The 15,356-nt window shown below is 32.5% G+C and carries 8 protein-coding genes; 5 read left to right on the top strand and 3 right to left on the bottom strand.

Going from position 1 to position 15,356, the window contains the following annotated elements:
* Window positions 1–54: 54 nt before the first annotated feature.
* Both HYG85_RS01735 and HYG85_RS01730 read left to right on the top strand, forming a co-directional pair.
* Window positions 55–2,046 carry a DUF5107 domain-containing protein gene (locus HYG85_RS01735; RefSeq protein ID WP_212692021.1) on the top strand — a complete coding sequence of 664 codons (1,992 nt, stop codon included), beginning with the start codon at window positions 55–57 and terminating at the stop codon, window positions 2,044–2,046.
* Between the two features lie 90 nt (window positions 2,047–2,136).
* Window positions 2,137–5,655, top strand: a complete 3,519-nt coding sequence (locus HYG85_RS01730) for a discoidin domain-containing protein (RefSeq protein ID WP_212692020.1) — start codon at window positions 2,137–2,139, stop codon at window positions 5,653–5,655.
* Window positions 5,656–5,714: 59 nt separating this feature from the next.
* Here HYG85_RS01730 and HYG85_RS01725 read toward each other — a convergent pair whose 3' ends face one another.
* Complete coding sequence (locus HYG85_RS01725; protein WP_212692019.1) at window positions 5,715–6,584, bottom strand: AraC family transcriptional regulator; 870 nt, start codon at window positions 6,582–6,584, stop codon at window positions 5,715–5,717.
* 118 nt (window positions 6,585–6,702) lie between these two features.
* Here HYG85_RS01725 and HYG85_RS01720 point away from each other — a divergent pair, with 118 nt between their 5' ends.
* From HYG85_RS01720 to ltaE, 3 genes are all read left to right on the top strand, one after another.
* Entirely contained in the window at window positions 6,703–7,752 is a 1,050-nt protein-coding gene (locus HYG85_RS01720; protein ID WP_212692018.1) for a uroporphyrinogen decarboxylase family protein, read from the top strand.
* A 248-nt stretch (window positions 7,753–8,000) separates the two neighbouring features.
* The gene (locus tag HYG85_RS01715) at window positions 8,001–10,652 is read left to right on the top strand and encodes a glycosyl hydrolase family 98 C-terminal domain-containing protein (RefSeq protein ID WP_212692017.1); all 2,652 of its coding nucleotides are present in this window, start codon (window positions 8,001–8,003) and stop codon (window positions 10,650–10,652) included.
* Window positions 10,653–10,854: 202 nt separating this feature from the next.
* The gene (gene ltaE / locus HYG85_RS01710) at window positions 10,855–11,874 is read left to right on the top strand and encodes a low-specificity L-threonine aldolase (protein ID WP_212692016.1); all 1,020 of its coding nucleotides are present in this window, start codon (window positions 10,855–10,857) and stop codon (window positions 11,872–11,874) included.
* Between the two features lie 7 nt (window positions 11,875–11,881).
* Here ltaE and HYG85_RS01705 read toward each other — a convergent pair whose 3' ends face one another.
* Both HYG85_RS01705 and HYG85_RS01700 read right to left on the bottom strand, forming a co-directional pair.
* On the bottom strand, window positions 11,882–13,399 hold the full coding sequence (locus HYG85_RS01705; RefSeq protein WP_212692015.1) for a response regulator transcription factor: 1,518 nt from the start codon (window positions 13,397–13,399) through the stop codon (window positions 11,882–11,884).
* Window positions 13,400–13,418: 19 nt separating this feature from the next.
* A complete protein-coding gene (locus HYG85_RS01700; protein ID WP_212692014.1) occupies window positions 13,419–15,140 on the bottom strand; it encodes a sensor histidine kinase in 1,722 nt (573 codons plus the stop codon).
* Window positions 15,141–15,356 lie beyond the last annotated feature (216 nt).

Below are 15,356 nucleotides of genomic sequence, written 5' to 3'. Positions count from 1 at the left end.
AAGAATCTATTGCAAAACAATAAATTAAATTGATAATTGAAATGAGGAATTAAAATGAAACCATCACTTATATTTACTAATAATTATTATGAATGTGATCAAACCATCAAAGAGTCATCCGTACCATCAATCTGTGAGATGATAAATGTTCAAAACAAAGATAAACAAAAAAATTTCTTATCAGAAGATGAAGGATTACATATAGGATATGGTAAGGTCGTAGGCTGTTTTCCATATAAAGAGCAAAATCAGTATACTACTGATCTAAAAAACAGAGAGGTAGCAGTAGCAGTTTTAGAAAATGATTACTTGAAAGCAACATTCTTGACAGAGTATGGCGGTAGGTTATGGGAATTGATTGATAAGAAGTCGGGAAAGAATCTATTATATACAAATGATGTAATACAGCCTAGAAATCTAGCCCTAAGAAATGCATGGTTCAGTGGAGGCGTTGAATGGAACTTAGGTGTGATTGGACATTCACCTTTTACCTGCGATAAGTTATATGCAGCCGAAACAACTAGAGAAGACGGCATGCCCATACTTAGATTTTATGAATTTGAAAGAATACGTAAAGTAACTTATCAAATGGATTTTTGGCTAGAAGAAGATTCTAATATTTTATTCTGTAGAATGCGTATTGATAACAGAAATTCTGAAATGATACCTATGTATTGGTGGTCTAATATTGCTGTTCCAGAATACGAACACGGACGACTTGTTGTTCATGCAACAGAAGCTTATAAGAATTCTGCGAGTGGAGGTATAAGAAAAGTCCAAGTACCTGTTGATAATGAAGCCGGATATGATATCACATACTATGAAAATACCATATCATCAGTAGATTATTTTTTTGATATTCCATCAGATGCTAAGAAATATATTGCTAATGTTAATAATGAAGGGTACGGTCTTTTACAGCTATCCTCCAACCGACTCCAAGGTAGAAAACTGTTCTCATGGGGACATATAGAAGGTTCTGATAATTGGCAGGATGTATTGACTAAAAATGCAGGAAAATATATTGAAATTCAAGCTGGTGTAGCGAAAACTCAATATGAATGTATTCCAATGCCACCTAACACTGTTTGGGAATGGATAGAATGCTATACAAGTGTAGATGTTAAGCCAGATAGCATATTCAATGAGTATGATAACGCAGTAAGAACCGTGGATGCTCAAGTAGAGAATATCTGGGAGAAATATGACCTGAACACAATGGTTGCTGATACAAAAGATTCTATAGGAAAGAAAAAGTTCGATCTTGTTAGGAATGCCAGTGGTTACGGTGCTCTTGAAAATAGGCTAAGAGAAAAACTAGGAGAAATTTCAATAAGTAAACATCTTGAATTTCCAGTCAATGATGATGTAAGAGACTGGTTGGATATTCTGGAAAAGAACACCTTTACTCATAAGGACGCTCATATAGCGCCATCTAGTTTTGTAGTCGGTGATGAATGGATAGACATACTAGGAAAATCTTCTAAGTCAGAAGGAAAAGATAACTGGTATGTATGGTACCAATTAGGGGTTATGTACAAGTACACTAACAGGCTTGAAGAAGCTTTGAATTGTTTCAAGGAATCATTGTTTCTAGAAGTAAATAAATGGTCTTATCATGGAGCAGCATATATATATAATGAAATGAAGGATATTGATAAAGCAGTGAAATATGCGGTAAAAGCTATAGAGCTAGGCACAGATGATTATTCATTATGCGAAAGCTGTTTGAAACTTCTATTGAATAATGAATACTATGAATTCATAATTAAGACTTATCATATATTGGGGGAAGAAGTACAAAACAACAATCGAATAAAGATGTATCTAGCATTTGCCTATGTTAACACAGGTAACGTTGATATAGCTGACAGGATGATGAATGCAGAAGGAGGATTGGATGTTGTTGATATCCGTGAAGGAGAAATAACCATCACAGAATTATGGGAAGAAATATTCAAATTAAAAAATCCTGATGTGAGAGAAGAAGATATAAGAGTACCTAAAAAATATAATTATAAGATGAAAGTATACAGTGATAATTAAACTATAGATATTATATCTATGTATAATGTCACCAGATGACTTTAAGTAGGTGTTTTAATACAAATCTATATATTTTGGAGGAGAAGGTATATGAAAGATAGTATTATATATAAAAACACAAAGAAAATGCTTGTAACAATACTAGTATTTTGTATGATGATAAATATTAATCTAAGCATTTCCAAGGGAGTTTATGCAAGTGATGTAATGCCTGATACAGATACTTTTGTATCAACAACTAATTCTATCTATACTGATGATTTTAATGATAACACTATAGATAATCTTGCTGTAGTCAATAATCAAACAGCTAATATATATGGTTATGATGGGATTGTACGACTTCTAGGAACTAGTGGAGATGCATTCGTTGTAGATAATGATTCAATGGATATAAAGAATGGACTCTACCAATTTCGAATGAGACCATCAAGTGAATCCAGATGTGGAGGTCTATTCAGATATGCCTCCAATGATACTTATACTTGGGTGGGGTATGAAAAAGATGGTCATTGGAGGATTAGAGAGACCATAGATGGTGTTGCTTCCAATGATATATATGTCCAAAGGGATGAATTGACACCTTATCAGTGGTATACAGTGAGGGTAATATATATAGACAAATATATTAAGGTGACATGTAATGGTAAAGTAATCTACGAAGGTCAGTTGAATAATAGTCAGCCAGCCGTCAGTGGTAAGATTGGATTCATGGGTTGGTCGGAAACTGATAACTTGTTTGATGATATTCTACAGACTAATGATACTATGGCTACAACTGATATCACCAATGGTATGATTACGGTCAAACTAGATAAGTTTTTTCCACAACCATTAGAATACAGAATCAATAATACACAATCAATGCTCTATGGTGCAGATGCTCAAGAGCATCCTCAGATTAATATTAATGGAACTTCATATGATGTTAAAGTGACATCTCTTCAGACTAATGGGGATTCTGCGGATTATGATGTATACATACCAGGATTTGATGTCTCTATACATTACACTTTTACCCTAGAAGGGAATGCACTAGTTAGAAGAATTACAGATATAAGCGGTAATGGAGAACCTAATATAGAGACAATTACAATTACAACAGCTATTATGAGAACTGTGGAAGAACAATCTGGAGCTTATGGGATATATACCTTTTTAGAAAGCAATGGACATACCATAAGAGATATTGCCAACAGTGTATCAGGATTTCAAGGTACCTATGAATATACTGATTGGCCAATAATATGGAATGATAATGCTGTTGGAGCTGTTTATAACAATGTTTATGATTATCCATTTGTCTTTGCTGGTAAAACTGGAGCAGATGGTAAAAGATGTTTGGCTATCTATGATAATCAGTATCATTATAGGGTTAAAGGCATTAAACCAGATCTAATGTTCGAGAGTAGAACCTATATTGGTGGTGATACCAATAATAGCTCTTATGTAAATTGGGAAGATGGAGCTATATGGGTACGAGAACAGTTACCTCAATTGCCAGTGGAGTTAAAGAACTTTTTCCAGAATGGAGGTAATTGGCATCAAGTACAAGGAGCATATCAAGATGAAAAAAATACACTAGGAGGAGCTTCACAGATAAAGACCACCTATCCACAAACTTTGGCTTTCATGAAACAAATCTATTACCAAACAGAAGGCTCTAATCAAGTATTAGCATATGTTGGATGGAATGGACATGGACATGATGATGATTATCCTGATTGGAATCCGGTTTTCAATCCTGGATTAGGCGGTAAGGATACAGCTGTAGAATATTATTCAAAGATGAAAGAGTATAACGGTGAACTATCTTTTCATGTCAATGCAGATGATATGTATGAAGATTCACCTGCTTATGATGATGATATCTTAGCTAAAAATAAATTTGGTAATAGAATAAAGTCATGGCAGTATGGTGCATTACCAACAGCTTATGCCATTTCACATTTCAAAGACTATAAAAAAGGTACTATGGATACTAGAAGGAATCAATTTCTAGACAATTATTGGGAGCCATTGGTGATATATCAAGATGTAATGCTTGTGAAAAATAGTCCTTATGATGGTTATTATGATGCAGAAGAAAGATTTGCAATGAAGATGCAGGCAGATGGTTTTAAACAAAGAGGAGTCTATATGGCTACAGAATATTATCAGCCATTACATCGTAGAAATGGTATATTCGTATTCAAGAGTAGATGGGGAGATTCGAAAGTAGATAATTTCATTAATGAGGGACAAACAATATATGCTAAGTATTATGAAGACTCCAATCATTATCCAGGTGCAGGGTACAAAGAGACTTGGGGTGTGCTATCCTCCAACGAGAGATGGGGAAATATGAATATCACTCTAAAAGATGATATAGTAGATGATACATATATCTATGCATTACCAGCAGCATATATGAGGAACTATAATGCATTAAGCTGGACGGATAATAATAGTGAATATAAATTAACTTTTACTGACAATGTAGTTTCAAGATGGGATAAGGGAAATAACAAGTATAGTCTTACACATGGTGATGTTGTTATAGCCGATGCTTACGACAGGTTCATTCCTTCACCAGATGGTACAGAAAAAATATTCATCTTTTATGATGGGGCAAAATCACGTGAATGGACATTACCAGCTAGTTGGAATAATTACTCATTTGTTGACCTATATGAGCTGACAGAAAGCGGAAGGTCATATATCAAGAAGATACCAGTAATAAATGGTAAGGTTGATATATATGCAGAGAGTCATACTCCATACATAATTGTTAATGGAGATAATGGTCAGCCAAATGTTGGTCCAGTTGATTCTGCATTAAATAAAAATACTGTTTCTTCTTCCAATGATGGTTCTAATATATCAGATAAAGCTGTTGATGGAGATGATTCAACCTATTGGACAGCTAATGAAGCCAATAATCAGTGGATAGAGATAGACCTATCTCATGAGACTCAGGTAAATAGGGTAGAGATAAAAGAAAATGGCAGCAATATAACATCTTATCGTATCCAATATTGGAATGGTAGTGACTGGATTGATATTTATAGTGATGGAATAATAGGCTCATATATAAATAAATCATTCCAAACAGTAAGTACCAAAAAGATAAGATTATATATAGATACAGCTGACTCTAATCCTAGTATTTCACATTTTGGTACATTCAGTGATCAAAATCTAGTGATAGGCAAGAGTGTCAATGCATCATCAAAACATGATTATCTTTTTAGTAGTGTAGGTAATTTCAGTTATACTTATCAGACGATACCAGCATGTGCCATAGATGGAACAACGGAATCTTTCTGGGTAGCTGAAGGAGAGACTTCAGGGGCATGGTTAGAAGTTGATTTGGGTAGATTGATGTCATTTGACAGAGTGGTCATTAACGAGAGGGATAATGCAGTAAATGGATTCCGTTTACAATATTACAATGGTTCTTCATGGATGGATGTTTACTCAGGTACAACAATAGGAAGTTCTAAGGAAATAGATTTCAATAAGGTTCAAGGAACTAAGGTAAGGTTATATATTGATTCGGCATCAGGGGACCCTAAGATAGAAGAATTCTGTGTTTATGATGTAGGTGGAGTACAATACGATAAATAATAATTAATAACGAATAGGCTTCGGGTTAATCCCACAGCCTATTCGTTATTGGGGATTTATTATTTTTTATAATATATTTTTTTATAGTCTTTTGGACTCATACAGGTAAATCTTTTGAAAACGGTTGCAAAATATTGACTGGAGGAAAAGGATAGGGTGAATGCCACATCAGTTATTGTCATATCAGTCGTGCTTAATAGAATCTTGGCTGTGCCTATTTTTCTTCTTAGAATATATTCATGAGGAGGCATACTGAATTGGTTTTTGAACTTAGTCTTGAATCGTGTTTCAGATAGCCTGCAAATATCTGCTAGTTCAGAAATACTAATGTTGCTGTAGATGTTTTCTTCTATGTAATCTGTTATGTTTTGCATAGTATTGCTATAATAATCTCTATTTTGAGTATTCTTGCATTCTATTATGTTCAAGAGTAATTCTGAAACCAGATTTCTGATGATGGTTTTTTTATATGGAACATTTCTAAAGGGAACTTTTATCAGATTATCAAATATTTCAGAGATTCTTGTTGATGCTTTGAATACTCTATCTTCACTGTTATTAATCAATTTGACAATATTATCTCCTTCAATATCTCCGTAGCCTATTAAGTTATTCTTATGCTTATTAAGGTCTATGATAAAATAATAGAAATAGGCTTTATCTTCTGGATTACAGCCTGTACTATGAAGTTCGTCAGCATATACTATAAAACATTCACCACTTCTAACTACATAATCCTTGTCTTTGACATTATATATCTGTTCGCCCTTTACAATATACACTAATTCAATTTTATTCTCATGAATATGTGCATCTAGAGGCTGCCTTGCTTTTATATAGTTTACTTTCCCTAATTTAAAAGAGAATTCTTTATCAATAACTGAAAAATCCACAACGCAACGTTCATTAACACCAGTTTTCTTATTCACCAATAATCTCCCCTATATAATTTTTATCCATTTGTATGATATTATAGCACGTTACTATTTTGAAAGAAAGTTCTAGATGATTTTGATATAATGTAGCAAAAAGCAGGAGGTAAATTCTATGATTAATAAAATAAATTATCAAAAAGCAGTAAGGTTCGAAAGACCTGATTATATCCCTATGACATTTCATATCAATGATGCTTGTTGGGAGCATTATCCTCAAGAAGAACTATTTGAATTAATGGAAACACATAAATTCCTGTTTCCTGATTTCAAGAGACCAAAAGGGGTCTACAAACCTGTATTCGCTAATTGTGCACGTAAAAATGAGCCATTTGTAGATGATTGGGGTTGCTTATGGGAAACATCAATGGATGGAATTACAGGTACTGTAACTAAGCATCCGTTAGCTGATTGGGGAGCTTTTACTGACTATAAAGCACCAGACCCTACAAAGTGTATGGGTATAGGTAAAATTGATTGGAATAAAGCAGCCGAAGATATTAGAAGAATCAAGGAGAATGGAGATTTGGTTTATAGAGGACTACGTCATGGACATACTTTTCTTCAATTATGTGATATAAGAGGGTATCAAAACCTTATTTTTGATATGGTTGATAATCATCCTAATCTTGTAAAATTAATTGATATGGTTGAAGAATTCAACAGTTATATCGTTAATAAATACCTTGAAATAGGTGTTGATGTGATGGGTTATGCAGAGGATCTTGGAATGCAGAAAGGACCTATGATATCACCTGATTATTTTAAGCAATATATAAAACCAAGTTATGAGAGACTAATGAAACCAGCTCGTGATAAAGGAGTTATTGTCCATATGCACTCTGATGGGGATTTGCATGATCTAATTGATGATCTTATTGATGGTGGAGTAGAAGTTATAAACATGCAGGATAATACAAATGGTGTTGATTGGATAGCAGATAAGTTCGCTGGAAAAGTTTGTATAGAGCTTGATATTGATAGACAATTCATTACTCCTAATGGTACTCCAAAGGAGGTTGATACACTTATTAGAGAAGAGGTAGAAAAAATAGGAAGAAAAGAAGGCGGTCTCATGATGATCTATGGACTTTATCCTGGAATCCCTTTGGAAAATGTTAAAGCGTTGATGGATGCAATGGAGAAGTACGCTTTTTATTACTAATAGTACATATGTTATGCTTTTTAATCTGATAAGTAAATAAAAGATAAGGAATGTAAAAATATGCTCATATATCCACCATATTTATTTCAATATAATTAAGATATGAAATAAATAAGTTATAATTGAGGTGATGATATATGAGCTGTTTAATTTGACTTACGGGGATATTTCTCTGCTAGAATAATACTACATAGCCGTTTTCTTGAAGTTCAATGCAGTTAAAAACTATACAATATGGAGGAAAAGTAATGAAACGAATTGTAAGTCTTTTCATAATATCGGTTTTTTTATTTAGTTATATGTCTAGTGTGTTCAATATCAATAATGATGTTCAAGCGTCAACACCTCTTAGAAGACCTATATCGGAAGATAATCCTTTATTTTTCTATAATATATATTATGGAGATCAGGGACCAGATAATATTGAAGCATTTTGGAATATATTACCTGATGATGTCAAAGATTACTTTGCTATCATGATATTGCCTGAATCTCCTTACAATTATACTGAAGTCAATAGGAACTGGATTGAAAGCATGTTGGATAAAGCACAAGAATTAGGTGTTCCTGTAATTATCCAAAATGAATCCTTCAATACTCATAGTAATATACCAAAATCCTATTATTCACAGTTGTTTGATGAGTATTCTGTACTTATTGGATTATGTATTGCAGAGCTTAGTGTTGCCAATCTAGGTGTAGTTACGCCAGATGCCAGTACAATACAATCTATGAAGGATACTATTGATACTGTAGCAGCCAAAGGTGGTTATTTCATATGGCAGGATATGGCTACCTTTACTACACATGTTTTTCTTAAGATAGGAGCTGATAATGAGCTCTTCAATAAATTCAAGGATAACAGTGAGCATATTATTATTATGGATAAGCACAATGGAAAAAGTAAGCGTTTTGTTACACCAGCGGCGGCAATGGGATTATGGTTATCGGACTTAGCAGGCAATTGGGGAAGCAATTCAGAAGACTGGTTATGGGCTGAAGCAGGTTATTCAAGATTGTATGAAGAACCTGAATCTGTTATATGGACAGATATATTCAGAAAAGATGAATGGAAGAAAGTATTCACATTCCCAGATGCCCAATATGGAGTGGACTGGTTACAGGATATGGCATTTGGTGCCAATGTTTTTTCATTGGAATGTCCTTACCATGGTTTTACATCTATGGAATCAGACCAGTTGACACCAGCATTCAATAATGTTGTTCTACCACTGATTAGAAAAATGATTAACGATTCTATTATTCCAAGTAAACAGGAAGTATATGATAAAGTCAAGGTTGCATTCCATCCAACTGAGCAGAAGCCAGGTGCATTAGAGGATGATGAATTCTTCAAGAAATTGTATGGTGCTGATAATAGTGAGCATGAATGGATGCCTTCCAATGGAAGATATTTTGGAATACCAATATTACCTGTTTTATCAGGTGAAGATGAGATGAATCATTTTACTAGTATTCTTCATTCTAATAAATATGATGGTCATTTTCCATCTGTTTATGAAAAGGTCAACCTTATGAATTCTATTTATCATTCTATAGGGACTGGTGATTCTTGGTTTGTAAATGTTGATGATAACTGGTTTATTGCTAACCCTCATGAGAATGAGAATGTTGCTACTACTTTTGAGTTTCCTCTTAAAATAAATACCTGTACAAGTATCAGTGGACAGATTGACCCTCATACCTTCAGCATTATCGAAGAAGGTGAAAATTCTCTTGATATACATCTTAGCAATTATCGTATTGATGCTGAAACAGATGTATGGAATAATCCTAATTATGAATTTAAAAATGATATCAAAGAGTATGTTCGTAATCAGTATATTGCTAATCCTACAGATGATGAACTTCGCCAGAGTATCATTAAGATTAAGGGAGCTACAGATGGCGAACCAAGTATAACTAGTATAGAGGGTAATAATGGTTATAATTATTCTGCATCTTGGGACGAAGCACTAAAAGAATATACAATAACAGTAAATCATAATGGACCAGTTGATATAACAGTTAATGCAACAGGGATTAACGAGGATACTACCAGTAAAAACATTGCTCCTTTTGCACATGTAAGTACTTCCAGCTACGAAAACGGGGATAACATAGATGAGTATGCTATTGATGGTTCTATGAACACAAGATGGAATGCGGCACATAGTGACCAAGCAGGTTCATGGATGAAGCTTGAATTTGACAAAAAAGTTACATTCAATAAAGTTGTAATTAAAGAATTTCTGGATAGGATGACTGGATATGAGCTTCAATATTGGGATGGAATCCAGTGGGTTAATATTGCAGCTGCAACTAATGTTGATAATTCAGTACATACTTTTGATTTTGATCCAGTAACGGCTAATAAAGTAAGGCTATATGTAACAGAGACTAAAAAAGATTCCAATGGATGGGGAAGTGAACCATCAATATATGAATTTGAATTATACAGTGAGAGTGATGAGATTCCAGTAAGTGATCTAGGATATAATCTTGCTGCTAATAAGAATGTAAGCTGTTCCAGTTATCACAATAATGACGATTTCTATAAAGCCAATAATGTAACTGATAATAACCTTATGTCTAGATGGAATGCGGCAGGGGGTACTGGACCTGGTGAATGGCTGGAAATTGATTTTGGTGAGCCTACTACTTTCAGTAAGATTGTATTGAGAGAATTTTTGGATAGGATAACAGGTTATAAGTTACAATACCTGGATGGTAATGATTGGATAGATATTACTGAAGATTCAACTATAGGTCATTATTGTATCAATATATTTGAACCTATAGAATCAAGTAAGGTAAGATTATATATTACATCATCTAAAACAGACTCTTGTGGTTGGGGCAGAGACCCATCAATATATGAGTTTGAGGTTTATAATTAGGATATTAAATTATGAACAGTAGATAAAGGTGTCTGATAGTACATTAGATGCCTTTATCTTTGTTTTGTATATGTAGAGAATTAAAATTATTAAGAGATTCAGGGTTGGTAATATATAATATGAATTATATATAATTTTTAATTTTAGTTATCAATAATTAATGTTATAATGTATAACAAGATTTGCGAAGGAGGATACTAGTATGATTGATTTGAGAAGTGATACGGTAACTAATCCAACAACTAAGATGAGAGAAGCTATGTATAATGCTGTTGTCGGAGATGATGTCTATGGAGATGACCCTACAGTAAATGAGTTGGAGGAATATGCTGCCAAGTTAGTTGGTAAAGAGGCTGCTTTATTCGTACCAAGTGGAACTTTTGGAAACCAAGTTTCTCTACTAACACATTGTAATCGTGGGGATGAAGTGATATTAGGGGATGATTGTCATATAGTACAACATGAGGTTGGTTCATCATCTGTAATTGCAGGTGTTCAACTTAGAACTCTTACAAGTAACAAGGGAATATTGGATGTAGAAGAGATAAAAAGTAAAATAAGGGAAGACGACTTGCATTATCCAAAAACAGGTCTTATATGTGTGGAAAATGCTCATTCCAATGGAAGAGTCATACCAATAGAAGTATTAAAAGAAATATATTCAGTTGCCAAAAATCATGATATACCAATACATCTGGATGGTGCAAGGTTATTTAATGCGGCAGCTGCACTTGACGTAGAGGCAAAAGAGATTACTGGATATTGTGATTCTGTAATGTTCTGTTTGTCAAAAGGTCTATGTGCTCCAGTTGGTTCCATTGTAGCAGGAACTAAAACTTTTATTGACAAAGCCAGAAAGAATCGAAAACTTATGGGTGGTGGATTACGACAATCTGGTATATTAGCAGCGGCTGGATTGGTAGCATTGAAAGACATGACAAAGCGTTTGCATATTGACCATGAAAATGCTAAGAATTTGGCAGCTAAATTAAATGACTTAGACAATATTCAAGTGTTCTTGGAAGATACTCACATCAATATGGTATTCTTCAAGATAACTAAGGATATAGATTATGATGATATAATTAGTTATTACAATAAAAAAGATATCAAAGTTAATGGCCCTGAAAATGGTATTATGCGTTTTGTAACCAATAATGATGTCAGCGAAAAAGATGTTGATTATATAGTTGAATGTACTAATGAGTATCTGAACAAGTAGTAGAATGTTAAGAAGAATAATGCTTAGGAGAGCATCCGTGAATCTTCTTGAACTTTTTACTGAAGTAGAATACATCAGAGTATCCAACCATCTGTGATATCTCAGTGACATTGTATTTATTGGTATTAAGAAGTTTTTTGGCTTGTTCCATTCTAAGTTCCGTAATATATTGCAGAATGGACTGGCCAGCTATTTTTTTGAATATACTTCCTAAGTAAGTAGGAGTCAGTTCAAAGAAATCCGATATCTCAGCTACAGATAGAGTAGGGTCTGCATAGGTTTTCTGTATATACTTAATCACCCTATTGACTAAAGATGTATTGGATGGTTTTTCGTGATTGACGTAATCCATACATTGATTAGTGTAAGCTACAACTATATCTTGTAGATGTTGTAGAGAATAGTCTTCGGATATTAATTCTTGCACAAAACTGTTAATACATCTCTTAGAATTAATCTGGTCAGGAAAATTTATCTGTAGAGTAACAAATATTTCAGTTAATGACAAGATAAGATAATCTTTAGAAGCATTTTTTCTAATATTAATGAAGATATCATTTATCAATTTGGTAAGGTCTCTGGAATTCTTGGAATTCAAGCATAATAATAATTTTTTTCTTATAGCAATTGATTTTGGCTTATTTTTATTAAGTGACAATGAATTTTTGCTTAATATAATATTATCATCAATAAAATATCTCTGATAAAGAAGATTCCATACTAGATTATAGTTTCTAGTCCAATTCTCGTTTATAGGTATAAAATCACCAATAGATATAAAAACATTAACAGAGTCAGTTATATAATTGGTTATTAGTTGATTAATATAATTAATCTTAATTGCAGATTTACTTTTGATTATTAATTGAATTATTGATACTGATTCGTTTTCTTTAAATGATTGAGCTAAAACAGTTTTTTTATTTAACTCGTTAAAGTGCTTTGATAAATGATTTATGAATGATGATATGTAATTATCATGATCTTCTGGACAGAATACACCTATAAAGAGCAATGAATCATAATTTTTGATATCAGGATATTTTTTATATAGGCTGTGGATATTATTAAAATCCAAGATGGTATTATATAAATGTGTACGCTTTTGGTAATTATTATAATCATATATCTTTTGCTGTTTTTCTATAGATTTGAGTATAGTATTCTTGCATGAAAGAAGTGCTTCATTCAATGTTTCCTTATTGATAGGTTTTAATAGATAATCTTCTACCTTGAACTTAACGGCTTTTTGAGCATAATCAAAATCGTTGTAACCAGTTAATATAATGATTTTAGTGTTGATATTATTAGTCATAATATATTCAGCTACTTGAATTCCCGATTTTATAGGCATTTTTATATCCAACATGAGTATATCAACTTGAGTATTACTTATTTTATCTATAACTTCATTTCCATTTTCTGCTTCACCAATGAATTCTAGTTTTAATTCTTCCCAGTCAATAATTTTCTTTAATCTTTGTCTAATAAAATATTCATCATCAGCAATTAAAACAGTTAACATAGAAAAAACCTCCATATAATTATATTTTGTCTCGTTTAGGAATAGTTACTGTTACTTCACAGCCCATACAGGGTTCACTGGTAATATTAAGTCCATAATCTTTACCATAATATAATTTCACTCTCTTATCTATATTAGTTATTCCAAAACTGCTTTCGTTTTCACTCCAAATAGTCGCTAATCGTTCCTTGGTAATTCCAATACCATTATCAGTAACAGTGAATATTATCTTATTATCTGATTCTCTGACACTGATTCTTATTATACCTTTTCCTTCAATTTCTTTTATACCATGATATATACTATTTTCAACAATTGGCTGCAACAACAGTTTCAGACAGATTTTATCTTTTAAGGAGTCAGGACAATCAATAGTATATTCGAATTTATTATAATACCTGATCAGCATAATGTGCAAATATGATTCTATGATGGATAATTCATTTTCTATAGTTATGAAAGAGCTGCCTTTATTCAATATTTCTCTATAGAACTGAGAAAGATTCATTACTATGTCCGTAAGTTTTTCTTTTTCATCTATTTCTGCAAGAGAACAGATATTGTCAAGTGCGTTGTATAGAAAATGAGGGTTTATCTGCTGTTGTAGTAGGTCTAGTGATAATTTTTGCTTCATTTTTTGCTCTTTTATCAAATCGTTAGTTAATTTTGATTGGGCTGTAAGCATCTTGTTGAATTCACCATAAAGGAATCCTATCTCTTCACCTACCTGCAATTCTTCCATTGGTTCCCAATTCCCTTTGATTACATGTTGTATATGACCAATTAGTTTGTGAATTGGTGAAGTAATGGTTTTTGATATCTTATGAGAGAAAATAGTGGCTAGTGCTATACCGCACAAGGCTATTAGTGCAGAAAGCAGTATAATAGTAAAAAATGGCTTCAAAAAGAAATTTCTATTTATTTCATGCATTATATACCAGTCCAGTTTGGGAAAATATCTATAGAAAACAATATTGTCTTCTAAAAAAGTATATCCTGAGGATTCATTTTCAACAACATCAAGAAAATTGACGTAGTATTGATATAACTTATAAAAACCATCTGTACTCTTGATTAAACCATATTTATCTAGAATGAATTGATTACCATAACCGTGTTTGGTATTATAGCTGTATATATCTGATATAGCAGTTTCAGGAATTGATATTTCAATATATCCTAATAACTGTCCCAGATCATAGCTGTAAAAATCTTGTAGATATGATACAACATTAATTGTATCTTTTACCATATATGGCAGCATCTTTTCTCTTGATACCCATATGTTTTTGGATATATCAATACCTAGTATATCCGGTGGAGTAGCAGATGTATCTGTTGTAGCAAGGAGGCTTCTGTCACAGCTATAGATTGATACAGAATGAATAAATTTTGTTGATTGGATTATTGTATCAATTCTATTTTTTAGAGCAATGGAATCCAGATATGTGAAGGCTTGGTCTTTTCTATAATATTTACTTGCCAATTCTTGAACTATGGGGTCTACAGCTATAGTTTTACCAAAGTTCTCAACTGTAGTGAGAGAGAATTCAAGTTGCTTGGATATATAATTCAATTCATTCAATGAAGAAGTTGTTGTAAGGTCAAATTGACGAGATACAATAATGGTTGATGTTATAATAAAAATCAGGGAAATAATAATTGCAGAGGTCAATATGATACTTAGAAAAATCTTTGTGTTTATTGATAGAGTATGTACTTTTTTTGAGAATGCAGTCATGAATATTACCACCTTAATCAAGAGTCATTAATAGTTATAAGAGTATTACTAGAACTTCTATTGAATTTGTCAATATTGTTAATCTTACTATTTAATATAAGTTTAAATTATGTAAATGTACTATAAGTATACATGAAAAAATTTTATATGTAAAAAATATATAGAAAAAGTACAAAAGATATTAGAAATGTCTATGGCTGGTTTGTATATTTTTTG

Source organism: Vallitalea guaymasensis (genome assembly GCF_018141425.1).
GTDB classification, from domain to species: domain Bacteria; phylum Bacillota; class Clostridia; order Lachnospirales; family Vallitaleaceae; genus Vallitalea; species Vallitalea guaymasensis.
This window is presented reverse-complemented; position numbering and strand designations above follow the sequence as displayed.